Raw genomic sequence first — 20,748 nt, forward strand, 5'->3', positions numbered from 1 at the left:
CGCTGGTCTTGCTAAGTCCGCGACACTCTTTTGCAACAGATTAAAGTCCTTATCCCATGCCCGATCTTCTGCTTGAACTTCGCTCCGAGGAAATCCCTGCCCGCATGCAGCGCAAGGCGGCGGGCGATTTGAAGAAACTCGTCACCGATGCCTTGGTGGAGAGAGGGCTGACCTATGAAGGTGCGCGCGAATATTGGACACCGCGTCGCCTGACGCTGGATATTCGTGGCCTCAACGCCCGCTCGGCCGATGTGCGTGAGGAAAAGAAGGGTCCGCGCACCGATGCCAATGAAAAGGCCATCGAAGGCTTTCTGCGTGGCGCGGGCCTCAACGATATCTCGGAAGCGCAGGTTGTTTCCGATCCGAAGAAGGGTGATTTCTACATCGCCATCATCAACAAGCCGGGCCGTCCGGCGGAAGAGATCATCGCCGAGGTGATGCCCGGCATCATCCGCTCTTTCCCCTGGCCGAAATCCATGCGCTCCGGCCCCGCTTCGATGCCGAAAGGCTCCAGCTATGCCGGTATCGAAGGCAAAGGTTCGGAAAGCCTGCGCTGGGTGCGGCCGCTGCAATCCATTGTCTGCCTGTTCGGCCCCGAACACGATGAAACGCAGGTCATCCCGTTTGCCATCGATGGTATCGTTGCCGGTAACGTCACCTATGGCCATCGTTTCCATGCGCCGGGTCCGATCACCGTGCGCCGTTTCGAGGATTATGTCTCGAGCCTCGAAAAGGCGAAGGTCATTCTCGATGCCGAGCGCCGCAAGGACATCATCCTGCACGACGCCAAGGACCTCGCTTTCGCCAACGGCCTCGACCTTGTGGAAGACGAAGGCCTGCTGGAAGAAGTTTCCGGCCTGGTCGAATGGCCGCAGGTGCTGATGGGCACTTTCGAAGAGGACTATCTGCAAATCCCCGCAGAAATCATCCGCCTCACCATCAAGACCAACCAGAAGTGTTTCGTCACCCGCAACCAGGGTGCGGAAGAGGGCCTTTCCAACCGCTTCATCCTTGTCTCGAACATCGAAGCGAGTGATGGCGGCAAGGAAATCATCCACGGCAATGGCAAGGTCGTGCGCGCGCGCCTGTCCGATGCCCGCCATTTCTGGACCCGTGACCAGGGTGATCTGCCCGATCTTGAGACGCTGAAGGACTCGGCTGCAAAATTCGGCCTCGATCTTAAAAAGCCCCTCGACCAGCGCATGGCGAAGCTCGATGCGCTCAACGTCACCTTTCACGCCAAGCTCGGAACGCAGGGCGAGCGCGTATCCCGCATCCGCGACCTGGCGAAGACGCTGGCCCCGATCGTCGGCGCCGATGCCGCGCTGGTGGACCGCGCCGTTGTTCTGGCCAAGGCCGACCTGCGCACCGAAGCCGTCGGCGAATTCCCCGAGCTTCAGGGCTTGATGGGCCGCAAATATGCGGCGCTTCAGGGCGAAAACGAAAGCGTCGCCGCCGCCATCGAAGATCACTACAAACCGCAAGGCCCTTCCGACCGCCTGCCGGCCGATAAGGTGGCGATCACGGTCGCTCTAGCCGACAAGCTCGACACCCTCATCGGCTTCTGGGCCATCGATGAGAAGCCCACCGGCTCGAAGGACCCCTTCGCGCTACGCCGTGCGGCGCTGGGTGTGGTGCGTATTCTGCTTGAGAAAAACGTGCGCCTGCCTTTGCTGAGCGTTGCCAAGGACCCCGACCTTCTCTCCTTCTTCCACGACCGCCTGAAGGTCTATCTGCGCGATCTCGGCGCGCGTTATGATCTGATCGACGCCGTTCTGACGCCGGAATCCGATGATCTGCTGATGATCGCCCGCCGTGTCGAGGCGCTCACCGCCTTCATCACCGGCGAGGATGGCAAGAACCTGCTGGCAGGCGCAAAGCGTGCCACGCAACTGCTTGCAGCGGAAGAAAAGAAGGGCACCGTGGTGGCCGATGGCGTTTCGGAAGAGTTGTTGAAGCTCGATGCCGAAAAGGCGCTTTATGCGGCAATCAAGACCGCCTCTGCAGATGCCGCAAAGGCTGTTGCAGGCGAAGATTTCCGCTCTGCCATGCAGGCGCTCTCGACGCTTCGCGCGCCTGTCGATAAATTCTTCGAGGATGTGCTCGTCAACGATGAGGACGCGGCCATTCGTGCAAATCGTCTGGCGCTGCTGAAGGCTATTCGCGAAGCGACTGGTACGGTTGCGGATTTCTCGAAGATTACGGGGTGATGGGGTTGGGGCAGCCGTACATGTCAGTGTGCGCGGTTCACCCCCCCTCTGTCCGACCGGACATCTCCCCTCAAGGGGGGAGATCGACCTGTGGCGAGCTCTCAGCCACATTGAACGTTTCGGGAAGAGCGGGGAGCATTCCTCTCGCCGATCTCCCCCCTTGAGGGGGAGATGCCCGGCAGGGCAGAGGGGGGTAAGCCACAGCCTCAACTCCCGCAGGATAACCTCCCATTGACCCACCCCACCTCCAAAATCCTCATCAGCGCCTGCCTCCTCGGCCAACCTGTCCGTTACGACGGCAGAGGCAAACCCTTCGCCCACCCGGCGATAGACCGCTGGCGAAGCGAGGGTAGGCTGGTGACGATCTGTCCTGAGATGGCGGGCGGTATGCCCGTGCCGCGCCCGCCGGCGGAAATCGAAGATGGTGCCTCCGGTCTCGATGTGCTGGAGGGCCGCGCCCGCGTGCTGGAGGTGACCGGCGGCGATGTCACGGCGCAATTCATTGCCGGCGCAGAAAGAGCGCTGGCCTTTGCGAGGGCCAATGCCTGCACATACGCGCTTCTGATCGATGGCAGCCCGTCCTGTGGGTCGGTTGCCATCTATGACGGTTCGTTTTCTGGCGTCAAACATGCGGGCAATGGGGTGACGGCGGCGCTGCTCGAAAAAGCCGGTATTGCCGTTTTTTCACCTGCCGATATCGACAGGCTGGATATGCTGACCCGTTAAAAGAAAAGCGCCGGAGTTCCCCGGCGCCTTTGTTCATCGATAGTCTTGCGGCGTATCACCCCGCCATGCGCAGCTCATGCGCCATGGCATGAAGCTGGTGACCGGACGACACGCGGAAGCCGCGGATGAGGTTCAGCAGTTCTTCGGTGTCCACGGCAAGCGCTTCCGCCGAAGCCGTGGTTTCTTCCGCCATGGCCGCATTGTGCTGGGTGGCGACGTCGAGCTGGTTGAGCGATGAGGAGATCGAGCGCAGCGTCGTATCCTGCTCGGCTGCCGAGTGGGCGATCTTGCTGACGATCTCGTTAGCGGATTTGATCTGGTCGGAGATACGCTTCAGTGCATCGCCGGCCTCGCCCACAAGCCGCACGCCATTTTCCACCTGGGCGGAAGAGCGGGCGATCTGGTCCTTGATCTCTTTGGCGGCAGCCGCGGATTTCTGTGCGAGTTCGCGCACTTCCTGCGCTACCACGGCAAAGCCCTTGCCAGCCTCACCCGCGCGAGCAGCTTCGACGCCGGCATTCAGTGCCAGAAGGTTGGTCTGGAAGGCGATATCGTCGATCACGCCGATGATGTTGGAAATCTGGTCGGAAGACTGCTCGATGCCGCTCATCGCCATGATCGCTTCTTCCACCACACGGTCGCTGCGCGTGGCTTCCGAGCTGACGGTGGTGACACGCTTGGCGGCGTCAGCTGCTCCTTCCGCCGTCTGGCGCACCGCAACGGTCAGTTCGTCAAGCGCTGCGGAGGTCTCTTCCAGATTGGCAGCCTGCCGTTCGGTACGCTGTGATAGCTCGTTGGAGGCCTTGCGGATTTCTTCCTTTGAGCCGCCAATGTCGATGCTCTTGGAGTTCACCTTGGCCATGGCGGCATCGAGATGGGTCAGGGCTTCGTTGAAATTGGCGCGCAGCGCTGCGTATCGGTTGCCGAGATCGCCGCAACGCACGGTCAGATCACCGCCGGCCAGCTTTTCCAACGCCTCGCCGATGGTGGCGACCACACGCGCCTGCAATTCTGCCTCGTCGCGCTGCATGTCGAGGTTGTTCTGGCGCTCGGCATTGAGCTGTTGCTGCTGTTCTTCCTCACGGCGCTGCATGGCATGGCGCTCGCGTACCTTGTCCTGAAGCGAGGCAGTAGCCTTCGCCATCATGCCCACTTCGTTGGTGAGGCCAGTATGGGGAATGGCGAGCGAGACGTTTTCATTGGCGACTTCGCCAAGCGCGCGGTGAATATCGCCGAGGGGCTTCGAGATACCACGGATGACATAGAAAGCGGCTGCAAGCGCCAGCACGAAGATCAACGCGCCGATGGATAGCGCCTTCATCACCTCGCCGCGCACCTGTGCGTTCAGATCATCGATGTAAACGCCGGTCACGACCACCACCTGCCAGGGTTCGAAGGCAAGTGCATAGGAGCTCTTGGCGTAGTCATTGCCTTCCATGCCGGGCTTCGGGCCGTAGAAATCTGTCTGGCCGCCGCCATTGCGACCAAGCCGCACCAGCTCGTCACGATAAGCGAAACCCTTGCTGTCAGGCTTGCCCTTGAAGTTCTCGCCGACGCGCTTGGCATCGGGATGGAACTTCATCGTCACATCGTAATCATAACCGAAGAGGTAGCCATCCGGGGTGAAGCGTATGGCGCTGACGGTTGCATAAGCCTGCTTCATGGCCTCGTCGCGCGAAAGGGTGCCGGCCTTTTCCTTGTCGTGGAAGGATTGCAGGATGGAGATTGCCGACTGCACCTGAGTCCGCAGCATTCCGTAGCGTTCCTCATAGATCGCGTCGGTGGCGGACTTCAGCTGGTAGAAGGTTGCCACGGCGAAGGCGGCCATCAGGGCCACTACGAGAACGATCAACTGACGGGAAATGGAAAGGTTCTTCATGGGCGCTCACAAGCGTTTGGCCTCGCGCGCCTCGCTTTGCCGCGCGCTGCCGGTGTTTCGGAAAAGGGAGAAGCGCATGATGCGCCGGGAAGGGCCCGAAGAGCGGTATCCGCCCAAGGCCTCATGCTGTGCTGCATTGCACCATGAGATGACTTAGCAGCCAAAAATTTGAAGATATATTTAATTAGTGGAAGCTTTATCAAGCCAGCCGGCGGAATAACCCCTCGAGGATTCTTAATTCCCCAAATGGTTGCTGACGGCCGTGAAAAATACAGCGCTGACGCGTCATCCAATCCGCAGGTCAGTTGCCGCGCAATTGGAAGTCCGGGAAGTTGGTCGGAGCGGGCAAGGCAGACGCGCGTGAGGAGGCCGCCGCATCGGTACTCGAAATTTCCCTCGTAGCCGCAGTGGTGGTCGTCATGTCTATACCGCCGGGCGTCGCAGCGGTTTCCTGCGTGTGCGCCGTTGGCTCCACGTCGTCATAGGTGGCGATTGCGGTGCCAGACGCTTCCTTCGGCATCCATGCCGGATTGGTGCTGACAAATGTCACGGGCGCGCCGCCGAGCCATGCTTCCGTGCGCACCAGCGTCTGCTTGCCATCCACTTCCCGCATTTCCGTGTGCTGGGTCCCGGGTTCTATGGAGGGAATACTGTAAACCTGCGCCGCGGTTTTCTCCTTGATCTGCTGGCAACCCGTGCAGTCGCGACGGATGAAACTGCCATTGGTGGTATGAACACCGTTGATATATTCGATGGAAGACGCCATGGCAGACCCGCCGGTCAGCACGACAATCGCTGTCAGAAGAAGACGCCGCATCGAAAAAGCCCCCAAATAACGGCGCCGCCTCGTGATACGGGCAAAGTGCGCCATTCCATGTTCGGGCAAGTATTACCGGCGTTTCGTTTCCATCGGGTCAGCAAACTTGGTAAAAATTGAACGAAATATTCGTTGCCGGCCCGTTTGATCTAAAAATCAGGCCTTTTCGCGCGCCACAGCCTGCCAGCCGATATCGCGCCGGCAAAAGCCGTTTTCCCACTCCACCCTGTCCGCCAGCGCATAGGCGTGGGCCTGCGCCTCCGTAACGGTCTTTCCAAGGGCGGTAACGTTCAGCACGCGGCCACCCGTAGCCACCAGCCTGTCGTCCTTCAACGCAGTCCCGGCATGGAACACCTTCGCTTCTTCGCTCGCTTCAGGAATATGCGCGATCGGCGTGTTCTTGTCGTATGCGCCGGGGTAACCCTTGGAAGCCAGGACGACGGTCAGCGCAGCCTCGTCGCGCCATTCCGCGTCAACCCTGTCCAGTGTGCCAGTGGCCGTGGCGTAGAGGATGGGCAGGAGATCACTTTTCAGGCGCATCATCAGCACCTGGCATTCTGGATCGCCGAAGCGCACGTTGTATTCAATGAGTTCCGGGCCCTTGGCGGTAATCATCAGTCCAGCAAAGAACACGCCGGAGAAGGGATTACCATCTTTCGCCATGCCCGAGATCGTCGGCTCGATGATTTCTTTCATGGTGCGCTCCACCATGGTCGCGGTCATTACGGGGGCGGGCGAATAGGCACCCATGCCGCCCGTATTCGGACCGGTATCACCATCACCGACGCGCTTGTGATCCTGCGCGGTTGCGAGCGCCAGCGCGGTCTTGCCGTCGGAAAGGCAGAAGAAGCTCGCTTCCTCGCCATCGAGGAAGGCCTCCACCACCACTTCGGCGCCGGCCGCGCCGAAAGCGCCGTCGAAGCAGTCGTCAATCGCGGCAAGCGCTTCCGCTTCCGTCATGGCCACGGTCACGCCCTTGCCGGCGGCAAGCCCGTCGGCCTTGACGACGATGGGCGCACCCTGTGCGCGGACGTAGTCCTTGGCCGGCTCTGCGGATTTGAAACGCTGGTAAGCGCCGGTCGGAATATCGTAGCGCGCGCAGAGATCCTTCGTGAAACCCTTGGAACCCTCCAGCTGCGCTGCCGCTTTCGATGGCCCGAAAGTGGCGATGCCGGCGGCACGCAGGTCATCCGCCAGACCGGCGACCAGCGGCGCTTCCGGGCCGATGACGACGAAGTCGATTGCCTTTTCTTTTGCAAAGGCGATGACGGCAGCATGATCTTCCACGTTCAGCTCCACTAGCGTCGCATGGTCGGCGATGCCGGGATTGCCGGGGGCTGCGTAGAGCGCATCAAGCAGGGGAGACTGGGCGATTTTCCACGCCAGCGCATGTTCGCGTCCGCCGGAACCGATCAACAGAACTTTCATGGTCAATACCCCTGCAAAATTCGCCAGTAACCTTGTGTCAGGGGCGTTAAGGGCAGGGGGGCGAAAGGTCAAGACGAATATGTGGCGATTGCCGCGCGTTTAGCCTGCGAATAGAGGCTGCAAATCCCTCCTCCGTCATGCCGGACTTGATCCGGCATCCAGCCACGGCGCGTCTGCGCCGTGAAAGAGTCTTAAGCGATCAAGGACTTGATTGCACTGGACCCCGGATCAAGTCCGGGGTGACTGTGTGCGGATGGTGCCGTTCTGCATCAGAAATCGCTTTTCGAGACGCCGCGGTCACTACGATGAATTGCCTGTCTTTCCCCTGAAGTCAGCCTTTCCTGTGGAATCGTTGTCGCCTCTTGTTGTCACGCCACAATCAGACATTATGGTCGCCGCTCCAGATATGACAGCAGAGACCCATATGACCGCAGACAACGCCCGCCTCGCCACGCTCATCGCCTCCGAAATCAACGCCCGCCCCGATCAGGTAAAGGCGGCGGTGACCCTGCTGGACGAGGGCGCGACCGTTCCCTTCATCGCCAGATACCGCAAGGAAGTGACGGGAGGGCTTGACGATACCCAGCTGCGCACGCTTTCCGAACGCCTTGTCTATCTGCGCGAACTCAATGCCCGTCGCTCTTCCATCGTCGATTCCATCAGCGGGCAGGGAAAGATGACCGATGAGCTGATGGTCAAGATAATGCAGGCGGGCACCAAGGCCGAGCTGGAAGACCTCTACCTGCCCTATAAGCCGAAGCGCCGCACCCGTGCCGAAATCGCCCGCGAAAGGGGTCTTGGCCCGCTTGCCGAAGCCATATGGGAAAACCGCGCCGCCGATCCGGCGAAACTGGCGGAGGCCTATGTGCAGGGCGAGGTGGCCGATGTGAAGGCGGCGCTCGAGGGCGCGCGAGACATCGTGGCTGAAACCATGACGGAAAATGCCGATCTGCTTGGCCGCCTGCGCGATTACATGCGCCAGAACGCCACCTTCCGCGCCAAGGTGGTGGATGGCAAACAGGCGGCCGGCGAGAAGTTTTCCGATTATTTCGACCATTCCGAACGCTGGGCGACGGTGCCGGGCCACCGGGCGCTCGCCATGCTGCGCGGCTGGAACGAGGAAATTCTGACATTGACGATCGATGTCGATGCAGACGATCCCGCACCGGTGAAGCCGGCGCAGCGCACCATCGCCGCCGCCTTCGATATCCGCAATGCTGGCCCCGCCGATCAATGGCTGATGGAGGTCGCCGGCTGGACCTGGCGCGTGAAACTCTCCATGTCGCTATCGCTCGACCTGATGCGCGAGTTGCGTGAGCGGGCGGAAGAAGAGGCGATCAATGTCTTCGCACGGAACCTCAAGGATCTCCTGCTGGCCGCCCCCGCCGGATCGCGCGCCACCATGGGTCTCGATCCGGGCATCCGCACCGGCGTCAAGGTGGCCGTGGTCGATGGCACCGGCAAGCTGCTGGACACCTCGACGGTTTACCCCTTCCAGCCGAAGAACGACGTGCGCGGCGCGCAGGCGGAACTCGCCTTGCTCATTCGCAAGCACAATGTCGAGCTGATCGCCATCGGCAATGGCACCGGCAGCCGCGAGACGGAAAAGCTGGTGGCCGATCTTCTGGCCCAGATGCCGGCTTCCGCTTCAGGTACAAAGCCCACCAAGGTAATCGTGTCGGAGGCGGGCGCATCCGTCTATTCCGCTTCGGAACGGGCGGCGGCTGAATTCCCCAATCTCGATGTATCGCTGCGCGGCGCGGTCTCGATCGCCCGCCGCCTTCAGGACCCGCTGGCGGAACTGGTGAAGATCGAGCCGAAATCTATCGGCGTCGGTCAATACCAGCACGATGTCGATCAGGGCCGCCTCAGCCGCTCGCTCGATGCTGTCGTGGAAGATGCCGTGAATGCCGTCGGCGTAGACCTCAACACGGCCTCGTCGCCGCTTCTGGCGCGGGTTTCCGGTCTCGGTGCCTCGATTGCCGATGCCATCGTTGCCCATCGCGATCAGACCGGTCCATTCGCGAGCCGCAAGGAATTGCTCAAAGTGCCGCGCCTCGGCCAGCGCACCTTCGAACAATGCGCGGGCTTCCTGCGCATTCCAAACGGCAAGGAGCCGCTGGATGCTTCGTCCGTTCACCCGGAAGCCTATGGCGTGGCGAAGAAGATCGTCGCCGCCTGCGGCCGCGATCTGCGCTCGCTGATGGGCGATAGCGCCACCTTGAAGTCGCTGGACCCTAAGAAGTTCATCGATGAGCAGTTCGGCCTGCCGACCGTCAAGGACATCATCGCCGAACTGGAAAAGCCCGGCCGTGACCCGCGCCCGAGCTTCAAGACCGCGACCTTTGCCGAGGGTGTGGACGAGATCACCGATCTGAAACCCGGCATGTTGCTGGAAGGCACCGTTACCAATGTGGCTGCCTTCGGCGCTTTCGTGGATATCGGCGTGCATCAGGACGGGCTGGTGCATGTCTCGCAGCTCGCCGACCGTTTCGTCAAAGACCCGCATGAGGTCGTCAAGGCGGGTGATGTCGTCAAGGTGCGAGTCGTTGAAGTGGATGTGAAGCGCAAGCGCATCGGGCTGACCATGCGTAAGGATGGTGGTGAGGCTGCGCCGCAGCCGATGCGGGAGAGGGGCAATACAAACGCCATGCGCCACGCGACAGCCAAGCCCAAAGATCGCAACGAGGGGTCGCAATCCGGTGGTGCACTGGCAGCTGCCCTGGCTGAAGCCATGAAGCGGCGCTGACCTGCGGTTGAAATGATTTTTCTGAGTAAAGCCCTGCCATACACCTCGGCAGGGCTTTTTGCTTGATGAAATCGTTCAATTTTTTTGAAATAAGACTATCTTGCAACTTATGCCGAAAGGAATACGGTCAGCAAAATTGATAAGTGAGACTTAGCAATTGGGGGTGCCATGGCGTCGTCTCTGCATGTTCTTCTCGAAAAGATAATCAAGAACGGTGATCTGACCGTCAACAGCCCCGGCGGCAGCCGCACATTCGGCAATGGTGCCGGAAAAAAGGTGGTTCTCGACTTCACCGACGAAGCCGCCATGCAGGAGATTGCCGCCGATCCGGCGCTCAAGCTTGCTGAAATGTACATGGAAGGCCGCGTGAAGGTCGCGGAAGGCGACATTTATGATTTTCTGGCGCTGGTCAAAAGCAATACGCTGAGCGAAGCCCTGTCCTTCGGCATGATCTGGCGTGGCATGGCTCGCATCATCGCCGCCCGCATCAAGATGCATCTGCCGGTCAATCACAACAAGAGCAACGTCGCCCACCATTATGATCTGAGCGCAAAGTTGTTTGACCTCTTTCTCGATGAGGACTGGCAATATTCCTGCGCCTATTTCAATCCGCCCGGCATCAGCCTCTATGAGGCGCAGGTCGCGAAAAAGCGGCACATCGCCGCCAAGCTGATGACCGAGCCGGGCCAGAGTGTTCTGGAAATCGGCTCCGGCTGGGGCGGCATGGCCATGTATATCGCCGAGAGCGCCGGAGCCGATGTCACCGGCATCACGCTTAGCGAGGAACAGCTGCGCGTTTCCCGTGACCGAGCCGCAAAACGCGGTCTTGCGGGCAATGTCCGCTTCGAGTTGCAGGATTATCGTTATCTGCCTGCCTCTAAAAAATACGACCGCATCGTCTCCGTCGGCATGTTCGAACATGTCGGGCCGACCCATTATCGCGACTATTTCGAGAAGGTGGCGGAGGTGCTTGATGACAAGGGCGTGATGGTGCTGCATTCCATCGGTCAGCCCTATCCGGCACTGGCGACCAACCCCTTCATCGAAAAATATATTTTCCCCGGCGGCTATATCCCATCGCTCGCGGAAGTGTTGCCGGCCCTCGAGAAGTCGCGGCTGCTGGTAAAGGATATCGAAATTCTGCCCATGCACTATGCCCACACGCTGCGACACTGGCGCGAGCGTTTCGTGGCGCGCAAGGCGGAAGCGATAGCACTTTATGACGAGCGCTTCTTCCGCATGTGGGAGTTTTATCTGGCGGGGTCGGAAATGGCCTTCACCCACGAGAACTTCCACATCTTCCAGATCCAGATCGCCAAGGACCGGGATGCCGTGCCGCATAATCGCGACTACATTGCGCAGAACGAGGCAAAGCTGCTGGAGTTTGAGAAGACTCGGGCGCCGCTGGAGAAGGTGACATTCTGACGACGGTGTGGGCGGCGAGTGACCGAATTGCGGAGAGTGTTGACAAGCGTCTCCGCTATCTCGAGGTCATCCTCGGGCTTGTTCCGAGGATCTATCCACGTTGCGTAAAGTCCTTCGGTCGCAGATGCTCGGGACAGGCCCGAGCATGACGAACGAGAGGTTTGGCGCCGTGTCGTGAGCCTCGCAGTGGCGTCTGCTTCTTAACGCACTGGTTAATCGAATGGAAAGACAATCCCTCTAATTCTACGGACACCTGTCTGTATTGCGTTTCTGGGGTTCTTTCATGTTCAAGCCATCAGCGGCAGCCGCCGCCTGTATCCTGTCGCTTTTTGCCGTGGGCAATGCCCATGCGGATGGCTGGTTTTCCGGCGACTGGTATCTGAAACTCGGCGGCGCGGGTTTCACTGCGCCGAAATATCAGGGCGATAACAAGAATGAATTCGGCTTTTCGCCCATCATTTCCCTCGGCCGTCAGGGGCAGGGCGCCCGTTTCACCTCCCGGAACGACAGCGCCTCCATCTCGCTTCTGGATAACGGTCCGATCAGCATGGGTCTCGCCGGCCGCCTGATTTCTCCACGTGATGAGGGTGATTCTGCGGATCTGAAGGGCATGACGCGTATCAAGCGCGGCGGCGAGCTTGGTGGTTTTGCCGAGGCTTATCCGACCGACTGGCTGCGCGTTCGCGGCGAAGTTCGTCAGGGCATCCGCAGCCACAGCGGCGTGGTCGGAGATGTCGCTGTCGATGCCTTCACCGATATCGCCCCCGGCATCCAGATTTCGGCCGGCCCGCGCGCCACGTGGGTGAGCAGCAAATACAATGAACGTTATTACGGTGTGAGTGCGGCACAGACGGCCGCCGGCGCGCCATCGCCCTATAGCCCGGGCGGCGGCCTGCATTCGGCCGGTATCGGCGCCGCCATCACCTGGAAAGTCACCGAAAATGCTGAAGTCGGCTCCTTTGCGGAATATCGCCGCCTGACCGGCGATGCCGCGGACAGTTCGCTCGTGCGCGAGCGCGGTTCGAAGAACCAGTTCATCATCGGGGTTCAGGCGAGCTACAAATTCAATTTCTCCCTGCCCTGACACGAGTGGAGATATGCTCCTGAAAAGCCCCGCCGCGAACAGCTGCGGGGCTTTTCTGCGTGTACGGTCGGCTGCTGAAATCCATTCCGATTTTGCGGCTGATGCTGTAGAACCATCCCATGGTTCACCACAGCGATTTGTCAGACCGCGTCTCCGACGCGCCATCCAATAACTGGGTCTATCGGATTTTGCCGAGGCCCCTCTGGCCCTATGCGCAGCTGGCCCGGTGGGATCGACCCATCGGCTGGCAATTGCTGATGTGGCCATGCTTCTGGTCCGCAGCCCTCGCGGCCAACGCGGCGGTGTCGACCGGCGGCTTTTCCTGGGGCACGCTGCTCTGGCACCTAGTGCTGTTCTTCATCGGATCGGTGGCGATGCGCGGCGCGGGCTGCACCTATAATGATCTGGCCGACCACAAGATCGACATGGCAGTGGCGCGCACCCGCTCGCGACCGCTGCCGTCGGGCCGGGTGAGCCGCGGACAGGCCAAGGTCTTCATCGTCCTGCAGGCGCTTGCCGGGCTGGTCGTCCTCCTGCAGTTCAACAGTTTCGCAATCGCAACCGGTATGTTCTCGCTGTTCTTCGTGGCGATCTATCCCTTCGCCAAGCGCTTCACCAACTGGCCGCAATTTTTCCTCGGTCTTGCCTTTTCCTGGGGCGCGCTGATGGGCTGGGCGGGGCAGTTCGGATCAATTGCCTGGCCGGCTGTCCTGCTTTATGTCGGCTCCATCGCCTGGACGATCGGTTATGATACAATCTACGCCCATCAGGACAAGGAAGATGACACGGCGGTGGGCATCGGTTCTACCGCCCTCCTGTTTGGAGAAAACACACATCGCTGGCTGGTTTTCCTTTATGGCACAGCCCTTGCCATGATGTTCCTGTCGTTCTGGACGGCGGGTGTTAACGTCATTGCTTATAGCGGACTTGCCGCCGCGGCTCTCATGCTGTTCCGGCAGGTATGGGTGCTTGATATCGATGACGTTGACCAGTGTCTCGTGCTGTTCAAATCCAACAACCGCGTCGGCGTGCTGATTTTCGCAGGGCTCATTCTGCCGCTGCTGCTGGTGTAAGCTGCTGGAATAGCGAATACGAAAAAGCCCGGTCGCGTCATCCGCGCCGGGCTTTTGTGTTCTGGATTGAAGAAGATCAGTTGCGGGCGATGATTTCCTTGCCCTCGATCTTCATGCTCATGCCGAGCGAACCGGTGGAACGGCGAACGAGGAAGCGCGGGCGGCGCTCCGCGAAATAGGAATGGCGGCGGCGCGGACGGGTATTCTGGGTGCGCACCTTGCCGAGATGTTCTTCCAGCGGACGGGCGACGCCATCGGCTTCCACCATCAGCATGGGAATGCGGTAGGCCTCGGACCAGCTGCGCCAGTCGGCGGCGATATCGCACAGATCGTGGGCGACGAGAAGCGGAACGCAAAGATCCGGATCGTCGTGATGCAGTTCGAGAGTCACCGTCACCTGCCCGTCACCATGGTCGATGGCGCGGGCGGCAACACCCTTGAAGGCGCGGGCAGGCAGGGCGAAGGACAGAGGCAGGCCGGAAGAGGACAGAACCTTTCTCAGAACGGCGCCCCGTTCATCGAGGGTGACGGCGACATCGGTCGCGCCATTGCCTTTTCCATAGGTGACCTGTTGCGGAAAACGTGCCGGGTCTAACCTGAGAGTGGCGACGGCCCAGTCGGGCTTCAGAACGGTCTTGGTCATGTTTATTCTACCCTTGTTTTACCTGAGAGCCGGTTTCCGGTCTTCTCATCGGGACTTTTCGTCCTCTGATGTCAGGAGAATATCCGCCGCCTGTTCGAGACTGCTTAAAAATCGCGGTTAAGAAAACTTTGCATTCCCAAATGGTTAGCAAAACACACTGTGGCATGGTTTCGCTTGGGTAAAGGAGATCGGGACAATGCGGTTTTTATCCCGGTCGAAATTGTGCTCTTTCAAGCTCCGGGCAAGGCGCGTCCTGCATAGTCGCGTCGGGCCCTGCCGCGCTTCCGGATGGAGGCATGGTGGGGCGGATTCAAGCGGAGTTTCGACGTCCCACGGGGACGAGCGAGGCTCCAGGGGGCATTCGGATGGTATCGACTTATCTCAGCTACGACCTCATCAACCGCGATATGAAGACAAGCATTTCACGCGTGTCGCAGCAGGCAATCACCGAGCGTCAGACGAAATATTACAAGGAAAACATCGGCAATGTGAAAAGCGTCGATGAATTCCTCGATAACTATCAGCTCTATTCCTATGCCATGGATGCCTTCGGCCTCGGCGAGATGACCTATGCCAAGGCTTTCATGAAAAAGGTGCTGGAGAGCGACCTGAACGACCAGAACAGCTTCGCCAACAAGCTGACCGACGAGCGGTATCGGGAGTTCGCCGCTGCCTTCAATTTCACGGCGTCGACAAAGACGGTTCAGACGGAGGCACAGCTCGACAAGATGATCGGGCTCTACGGGACGTCGATCACCGACATGGATGACAGCCTTGCCGAAGAGACCCGCTATTACAAGGCGATCATCGGCACGGTCACCAACGTTGATCAGCTGCTCCAGAACGACAGGGCCCGCGCCTATATATTTCAGGTCTTCAGCATCGATGAGAAGACCTATACCTATTCCCATATCCGGGGATTGATGACGAGCGACATCGCCGATCCCGACAGCTACCTCAATCAGAAATTTGGCGCTGCCTATAATGATGCGGTCGAAAAGCTGACCATGAAAGGTAATATCGAACTGCACGCGGAGGTCACGGCGCGGATCGCCGCAATCGACACTTCGCTCGCGGGAACGGAACTGACAGACGAGCAGCGCACGGCGCTCGAGGCGGAAAAAGTTACCAGGCAGGACCAGCTGACGCAGCTCGAAGCCGTGTTGCCACCCAAGAGCGAGTGGGAAGCGAAGCTTGCCGCGATCACCGCAGAACAGACGACGCTTTCAAATGCCGTTACCCAATATAACAAGATGGCACAGCTCGCCGCCGCCTTCGAATTCAAAAACGATGGCACCGTTGCCGCCGGCGGAGCGCAGAAAGCTGACAATATCAAGGTGATGACGGATGCCTACATCAGCAGCGCACCGCGCGTGACACCGACGGTCGCCACGCTGAACCGCGACTATTTCGAATCGAAGATCGGTTCGATCAAGACCGTGGACGAACTGCTCTCGGATACGCGTCTCCTCAACTATATCAAGGTTGCCTTTGACCTTAACGACCTGACGATCGTGACGGCGACGATCGAGAACATCCTGACCAGCGACCTGAACGACCCGAACAATTACATCGCGACTTTCGGCAAGAACGACAAGCGCTACCTCGCCATGAGGAACGCGTTCAATTTCAAGACGGACGGAACACTTGCCGACGGCACGACGCCGCAGACGACGCTGCAGACCGCGACCACGACAAGCGGCTACATGACCCATTACGGCGAAAAGGATGACGCCGCCGACGAGAAGGCGCTGACCTTATTCAAGAGTGACATTAGAAGCGTCACGTCCGTCAAGGATTTCCTCGACAGCAGCGCAGTCTATAATTATGCGCTGAAGGCCGTCGGCCTCGATCCGGCCAAGGTGAATGCGGCGGATATCCGCAAGGTCCTCACCAGCGACCTTCAGGACAAAAAGAGCTACGTCTATACGCTGAAAGACGAGCGCTATGTCAAACTGGCGGAGCTTTTCAACTTCGCACCGGACGGAAGTCTGGGCTCCCCGGTGCTGGCACAGTCGGAAATCGAGATGCAGACCATGTCGGCTGACTACATCAAGAAGAAGTCGGCTTTCGGCACTGAGAAAGACAAGGAAACCGCCAAGAAGGAGGCGGAATATTTCACGGGCGAGATGCAGAAGATCAAGACGCTCAAGGATTTTCTGAGCAATGATCGTCTCACGGAATTCGCGATGGAATCGCTTGGCATCGATCCCAAAACTGTGACGAAGGAACAGCTGCAGAAGATGTTCTCGTCGAAACTGGATGATGGCGAAAGCTATCTCAACAAGGAAATGGATCCGGTCTTCCGCCGTCTCGTCACCGCCTTCAACTTCGATTCTGACGGCAATATCCTTCACGAAGACCGCAGCCTGATCCAGACACGGCGCGGTCTCTACGAGACACTGGACAATTATCTGACCCAGACCCTGGAGACGCAGGCGGGCGAAGAGAATGCCGGCGTCCGTCTGGCGCTTTATTTCAAGCGCATCGCGGCAGGCACGACGTCCTATTATTCCATTCTTGCCGATACCGCGATCCAGAGTTTCATCAACACCACCTTCGGCATTCCTGACGAACTCGGCAATGCCCCGGTCGATACGCAGGTGGCGATGATGAAGAAATATTTCGACATCAAGGATTTTCAGGACCCGGAAAAGGTAAAGAAGCTCGTCGCGCGTTTTACCGTCATGTATGACAACGCGCAGAACACCACAGATCCCATCATGATGCTGTTCAATGGCAGCGGCTCTGCGGGAATCAGCGGCGATACGCTGCTGGCGGTAGCGACGCTGCGCGCGCGATAGGCGCGTTCAGACCGGCTTGTCAGCAGGGGGCGCTCCACGATCCGCCGCCGGACTACCAGCCCGGCAGCATATTCCCGGCGCGCAGGCGCGGCATCTTCGGATAGGTCTTCACATCGCTGTCCATCTCGTCGACCACGCTCATCGGTGAGATATTGTCGAGGCAGGCGGTGATATGGTCGGTGATGGCATTCACCAGCGATGGGGAAAGGCCCGGTCGTTTCATAAGGCCGATCTGCACCGGCGGCAGCGGCGGGAAGCCGTCTGCGCCGGTCAGAACCTTCATGCCGGTGCGCAGCGCCGATTCCGGCAGCACCGAAACAGCCATGCCCGCCAGCACGGCGGCGGCAACGACGGTTGAAGACCAGCTGGTAAAAAGCACCTGGTAATCGCGCCCGTCGGCATCGAGCGCCGAACAGGCGAGCTGGCGCCAGTGGCAGTCACGTCGTCCGACGGCGAGGGGCACAGGGGCATCGTCCTTCAGCGGATGGTTGGCGGAAGCGACCCAGCACAGCGGTTCGGTGCGCACCACATCCGACGAGCGGGCCCGCGGATTGTGGGTGACGAGAGCGATATCCAGTTCGCCGCGCGCCATTTTTTCCGCAAGGCTAACCGACGGCTCGCAGACGATGTAAAGCTCGACATTCGGATGAGTCTTCGCGAAACGCCCGATGATCTCGGGCATGTAACGGTCGGCATAGTCATCGGGCGTGCCGATGCGCAGCGTGCCCTCCAGCCGGTTGTCATCGAAGGCGGCGATCGCCTCGTTATTGAGGCGGATGATACGGCGGGCATAGTTCATCAGCTTTTCGCCTTCCGCCGTCAGGCGGTTGCCCCGCCCGTCCTTGGCGAAGAGCTGTTTGCCGATGCGTTCTTCCAGCCGTCGCATCTGCATCGAGACGGCGGACTGTGTCTTGAAAACGCGGTCTGCGGCCTTGGTGAAACTGCCCGTATCGACGATGGCGATGAAGGTGTGCAGCTGGTCTATGTCGAGAGGTGCGGACATGGATGGTCATCCATCAGAATGATTGATGTCTTACATTAGAAACATTCGTTGGACTGATCAATAGTCTTGCGACATTTTGCCACCAAGCAAATCAATCTCAACCCCGGGCCGGCGAAACGTCAGGCCCCCAACCCGAGGCAGCTTCTCGCGCGTGGTGCGCCGGGGGCGGTGCCGCATCGTGCCGTTACGAAAGGATAAGTGTCATGCGCACGGCAGAACGGAGAATGGAACTGGAACTTGCAACAGCACGGCCGAACGATACGTTCCGCCGCGTGGCTTTCCCCGTCAAGACCTTCGTGCAGCGCATCTACAATCGTATCGTGGCGAATGGCCTCACCGAGCTGGATGATCGTCTTCTCGCCGATATCGGCCTGGCAAGATCGGACGTCAGCGACGCCCTCAACACGGGCCTGCTGGAAGATCCCACCGCTCATCTGACCCGCGCGGCACGTCGACGGGCCGTAACACGGTTCAAGACCCTTTGAAATAGCGCCATCCGGCAGGCCTCCAGCTGCCGGAGAGGCCCTCCAGCCGAAAGGTTTCCCCGCAGGGTGATTTGCCAATAGCCCTGCCTTTGCCCGGTGTCAGGCCCCCTCGGCCGCACCGGGCTTTTTTTATGTCTGCGATTGGCGCTCTCGCGAAACCCGAAGCGGTTCCGCTGGTTTTAATACTGGTATTCCTCGAACACAGGAAGAACCGAGCCGCCCCAGCGGCCATTGTAAAGCGCCAGCAAGTCTTCGGCGAGTGTCGTTTTCTTCGCCAATACCTCGTCCAGCGAGGACAGGAATACGGTCTCGTCCTGACCTTCGCCATTCAGCCGGTTGCGGTTTTTCAGTCCGGTGCGGGAAATATCGAGCACTTCGCGCGCGATACCGAGAAGTGGCTTGCCGGCGATTTCGGCATTCAGTCCCTTGGCCGGAACCGCATCACGAAGGGCGATAACCTCGTCGAAGCTCCAGGCCGCCGTCAGTGCGTCGGCAGCGTCCAGCGCTTGCCGATCGTAGAGAAGGCCGACCCAGAAGGCTGGCAGGGCGCAGATGCGTCTCCACGGGCCGCCGTCGGCGCCGCGCATTTCCAGAAAACGCTTCAGGCGCACATCGGGGAACAGGGTGGAGAGATGGTTCGTCCAGTCGCCCATGGTCGGTTCCCATGCGGCGATTTCGCCCTTGAGCGCACCATTCATGAACTGACGGAAGGTGACATGGGTGCAATCATGGTATTTGCCGTCGCGCACGATGAAATACATCGGCACGTCGAGCGCCCATTCCACATAGTCCTTGAACCCGAAATCCTCGTTGAAGGTGAAGGGCAAGACGCCCGAGCGGCGATTGTCAGTATCGCGCCAGATATCGCCGCGCCACGAGAGAAGACCGTTCGGCTTGCCCTCCGTAAAGGGCGACGAGGCGAAAAGCGCCGTTTGCCAGAGACTGCAGCTTCATGGAAACGCGCATCTTCTGGCGCATGTCGGCTTCGGATGAAAAGTCGAGATTAACCTGAATGGTGCAGGTGCGGTACATCATGTCGAGACCCTTGGTCCCGACTTTCGGCATGTAGCGCGTCATGATCGCGTAGCGCGATTTCGGCATGCGCGGCGTTTCGTCAAAGGTCCACAGCGGGCTGCCGCCGATGCCGAGGAAACGGATGCCCATCGGCTCTGCCACTTCGCGCAGCGTCGCCAGATGCTGGTTGGATTCCTTGCAGGTCTGGTGCAGGTTCTCAAGCGGCGCGCCCGAAAGTTCGAACTGCCCGCCCGGTTCGATGGAGATGGCACCCATGCCGTGTTGTTCGCCGAGGCCGATGATGTTTTCACCGTCCATTATCGGGTCCCAGCCGAGCTTCTCCTGCATGCCCTTCAAAAGTGCGGAAATGCTGGCATTGCCGAAATAAGGAACCGGCCGGTTGTCCTCGCGGAAAAAGGCGAATTTTTCGTGCTCGGTGCCGATGCGGAAATCGGCTTCAGCTTTGTTACCGCCCGCCAGATAATCTGTAAGCTCCGTAACGGAGGAAAGGGGGGTCTGGTCGGTCGTGTCGCGTGCCATGGCTTACCTTGTTATGACGTCTCTGTTGCGGCGAGGCATATGATTGGCAGATAGGGCCGTATCGTAGCTGGAGGCAAATGAATTTCTTTTAAAGATGCATGAAGAGCAACGGAGCATTCAGTTCCAGTCGCCGACCGTGGCCTGAATGACCGCCAGTGCGGCAACCGCAGCCGTATCTGCCCTCAGAATGCGCGGCCCGAGCGGAATGGGGGTGACGAAGTCGAGGCTGCGCAGAAGCTCCCTTTCTTCCTCCGAAAATCCACCTTCCGGACCGACCAGCAATGCGATTTTGCGTTCCTTCACTGCCTGCAGGATCGGCAGCGGGTTTTGCCCCGTGTCGCCTTCGTCGCAATAGATGATGCGCCGGTCGTGGGGCCAGGTGTCCAGCATGTCCTTCAGTTTCACCGGCTCGGCCACCTCGGGCAGGGACAGTATGCCGCACTGCTCGGCGGCTTCGATGGCGTTGGCGCGCAATTTTTCGGTGTTGTGAATCTTGCCTTGGACATGCTGTGTCATCACCGGCTGCAACAGGCCGGCCCCCATCTCCACCGCCTTCTGCACCAGGTAATCCATGCGCCCGACTTTCAGCGGCGCGAAAAGATAATGCAGGTCCGCGGGGTTTGGCTGAGGCCGCGTCTGTTCGAGCGGGACGAGCACGATCTTCTTGCGGCTCGGAAAGGCAAGTTTCGCTCTCCACTCGCCGTCGCGACCGTTGAACAGCAGGATTTCCGCACCATCGGTCATGCGCAGCACATTGGCGAGATAGTTGAACTGTTCGGCGGTCGCCTCCAGCGCGACGCCTTCGGCAAGGCTGGCTTCGATATACAGGCGTTGCATCCGGAAATTGGCGCGCATGGGATTTTTCGGC

14 protein-coding genes and 1 pseudogene are annotated in these 20,748 nt (G+C 59.6%); 8 read left to right on the forward strand and 7 right to left on the reverse strand.

Annotated features, from left to right (window positions below; all coding sequences use genetic code 11):
- Positions 1–56 precede the first annotated feature (56 nt).
- Both glyS and QE453_RS12140 read left to right on the forward strand, forming a co-directional pair.
- Complete coding sequence (glyS, locus tag QE453_RS12135) at positions 57–2,210, forward strand: glycine--tRNA ligase subunit beta (RefSeq protein ID WP_309777138.1); 2,154 nt, start codon at positions 57–59, stop codon at positions 2,208–2,210.
- Between the two features lie 231 nt (positions 2,211–2,441).
- A complete protein-coding gene (locus QE453_RS12140; protein ID WP_244405223.1) occupies positions 2,442–2,936 on the forward strand; it encodes a DUF523 domain-containing protein in 495 nt (164 codons plus the stop codon).
- 55 nt (positions 2,937–2,991) lie between these two features.
- On the opposite strand, the gene QE453_RS12145 is transcribed toward QE453_RS12140, so the two are convergent.
- From QE453_RS12145 to purD, 3 genes are all read right to left on the reverse strand, one after another.
- Positions 2,992–4,815, reverse strand: coding sequence for a methyl-accepting chemotaxis protein (locus tag QE453_RS12145; protein WP_184285243.1), 1,824 nt, complete (start codon positions 4,813–4,815; stop codon positions 2,992–2,994).
- A gap of 301 nt (positions 4,816–5,116) precedes the next feature.
- Positions 5,117–5,632, reverse strand: coding sequence for a plant virulence effector HPE1-like domain-containing protein (locus tag QE453_RS12150; protein ID WP_309777139.1), 516 nt, complete (start codon positions 5,630–5,632; stop codon positions 5,117–5,119).
- Between the two features lie 156 nt (positions 5,633–5,788).
- Positions 5,789–7,060: a phosphoribosylamine--glycine ligase gene (gene purD / locus QE453_RS12155; protein ID WP_309777140.1), complete on the reverse strand. Its 1,272-nt coding sequence runs from the start codon at positions 7,058–7,060 to the stop codon at positions 5,789–5,791.
- Positions 7,061–7,484: 424 nt separating this feature from the next.
- On the opposite strand from purD, the gene QE453_RS12160 reads away from it, so the two are divergent.
- From QE453_RS12160 to ubiA, 4 genes are all read left to right on the forward strand, one after another.
- Positions 7,485–9,809 carry a Tex family protein gene (locus QE453_RS12160; RefSeq protein ID WP_278067245.1) on the forward strand — a complete coding sequence of 775 codons (2,325 nt, stop codon included), beginning with the start codon at positions 7,485–7,487 and terminating at the stop codon, positions 9,807–9,809.
- 168 nt (positions 9,810–9,977) lie between these two features.
- Positions 9,978–11,234 (forward strand): cyclopropane-fatty-acyl-phospholipid synthase family protein, encoded by a 1,257-nt coding sequence (locus tag QE453_RS12165; RefSeq protein WP_045532680.1) that lies wholly within the window; start codon positions 9,978–9,980, stop codon positions 11,232–11,234.
- A gap of 283 nt (positions 11,235–11,517) precedes the next feature.
- Positions 11,518–12,318 carry a MipA/OmpV family protein gene (locus QE453_RS12170; RefSeq protein WP_035209063.1) on the forward strand — a complete coding sequence of 267 codons (801 nt, stop codon included), beginning with the start codon at positions 11,518–11,520 and terminating at the stop codon, positions 12,316–12,318.
- A gap of 119 nt (positions 12,319–12,437) precedes the next feature.
- On the forward strand, positions 12,438–13,391 hold the full coding sequence (ubiA, locus tag QE453_RS12175; RefSeq protein ID WP_060942504.1) for a 4-hydroxybenzoate octaprenyltransferase: 954 nt from the start codon (positions 12,438–12,440) through the stop codon (positions 13,389–13,391).
- Between the two features lie 76 nt (positions 13,392–13,467).
- Here the strand turns inward: ubiA and QE453_RS12180 are convergent, their stop codons facing one another.
- Positions 13,468–14,034: a DUF6101 family protein gene (locus QE453_RS12180; RefSeq protein ID WP_004440141.1), complete on the reverse strand. Its 567-nt coding sequence runs from the start codon at positions 14,032–14,034 to the stop codon at positions 13,468–13,470.
- A 365-nt stretch (positions 14,035–14,399) separates the two neighbouring features.
- Between QE453_RS12180 and QE453_RS12185 the strand changes: the two genes are divergently transcribed.
- On the forward strand, positions 14,400–16,838 hold the full coding sequence (locus QE453_RS12185) for a DUF1217 domain-containing protein (protein WP_022555670.1): 2,439 nt from the start codon (positions 14,400–14,402) through the stop codon (positions 16,836–16,838).
- A gap of 52 nt (positions 16,839–16,890) precedes the next feature.
- Here QE453_RS12185 and QE453_RS12190 read toward each other — a convergent pair whose 3' ends face one another.
- Positions 16,891–17,841, reverse strand: coding sequence for a LysR substrate-binding domain-containing protein (locus tag QE453_RS12190; protein ID WP_309777141.1), 951 nt, complete (start codon positions 17,839–17,841; stop codon positions 16,891–16,893).
- A gap of 203 nt (positions 17,842–18,044) precedes the next feature.
- Here QE453_RS12190 and QE453_RS12195 point away from each other — a divergent pair, with 203 nt between their 5' ends.
- A complete protein-coding gene (locus QE453_RS12195) occupies positions 18,045–18,326 on the forward strand; it encodes a DUF1127 domain-containing protein (protein WP_309777142.1) in 282 nt (93 codons plus the stop codon).
- 179 nt (positions 18,327–18,505) lie between these two features.
- Here the strand turns inward: QE453_RS12195 and QE453_RS12200 are convergent.
- Positions 18,506–19,880, reverse strand: a pseudogene (locus QE453_RS12200) (glutamate--cysteine ligase).
- Positions 19,881–19,997: 117 nt separating this feature from the next.
- Positions 19,998–20,735 carry a 16S rRNA (uracil(1498)-N(3))-methyltransferase gene (locus QE453_RS12205; protein ID WP_006699490.1) on the reverse strand — a complete coding sequence of 246 codons (738 nt, stop codon included), beginning with the start codon at positions 20,733–20,735 and terminating at the stop codon, positions 19,998–20,000.
- Positions 20,736–20,748: the final 13 nt, after the last annotated feature.

Source organism: Agrobacterium sp. SORGH_AS_0440 (assembly GCF_031453135.1).
In the GTDB taxonomy this organism is placed as follows: domain Bacteria; phylum Pseudomonadota; class Alphaproteobacteria; order Rhizobiales; family Rhizobiaceae; genus Agrobacterium; species Agrobacterium pusense.

What these genes read in the sequence shown, in the direction of transcription:
- glyS (WP_309777138.1), top strand. Translation starts at nt 57, where the DNA reads ATGCCCGATCTTCTGCTTGAACTTCGCTCCGAGGAAATCCCTGCCCGC.
- QE453_RS12145 (WP_184285243.1), bottom strand. Translation starts at nt 4,815, where the DNA reads ATGAAGAACCTTTCCATTTCCCGTCAGTTGATCGTTCTCGTAGTGGCC.
- QE453_RS12150 (WP_309777139.1), bottom strand. Translation starts at nt 5,632, where the DNA reads ATGCGGCGTCTTCTTCTGACAGCGATTGTCGTGCTGACCGGCGGGTCT.
- purD (WP_309777140.1), bottom strand. Translation starts at nt 7,060, where the DNA reads ATGAAAGTTCTGTTGATCGGTTCCGGCGGACGCGAACATGCGCTGGCG.
- QE453_RS12160 (WP_278067245.1), top strand. Translation starts at nt 7,485, where the DNA reads ATGACCGCAGACAACGCCCGCCTCGCCACGCTCATCGCCTCCGAAATC.
- QE453_RS12165 (WP_045532680.1), top strand. Translation starts at nt 9,978, where the DNA reads ATGGCGTCGTCTCTGCATGTTCTTCTCGAAAAGATAATCAAGAACGGT.
- QE453_RS12170 (WP_035209063.1), top strand. Translation starts at nt 11,518, where the DNA reads ATGTTCAAGCCATCAGCGGCAGCCGCCGCCTGTATCCTGTCGCTTTTT.
- ubiA (WP_060942504.1), top strand. Translation starts at nt 12,438, where the DNA reads ATGGTTCACCACAGCGATTTGTCAGACCGCGTCTCCGACGCGCCATCC.
- QE453_RS12180 (WP_004440141.1), bottom strand. Translation starts at nt 14,034, where the DNA reads ATGACCAAGACCGTTCTGAAGCCCGACTGGGCCGTCGCCACTCTCAGG.
- QE453_RS12185 (WP_022555670.1), top strand. Translation starts at nt 14,400, where the DNA reads ATGGTATCGACTTATCTCAGCTACGACCTCATCAACCGCGATATGAAG.
- QE453_RS12190 (WP_309777141.1), bottom strand. Translation starts at nt 17,841, where the DNA reads ATGTCCGCACCTCTCGACATAGACCAGCTGCACACCTTCATCGCCATC.
- QE453_RS12195 (WP_309777142.1), top strand. Translation starts at nt 18,045, where the DNA reads ATGCGCACGGCAGAACGGAGAATGGAACTGGAACTTGCAACAGCACGG.
- QE453_RS12205 (WP_006699490.1), bottom strand. Translation starts at nt 20,735, where the DNA reads ATGCGCGCCAATTTCCGGATGCAACGCCTGTATATCGAAGCCAGCCTT.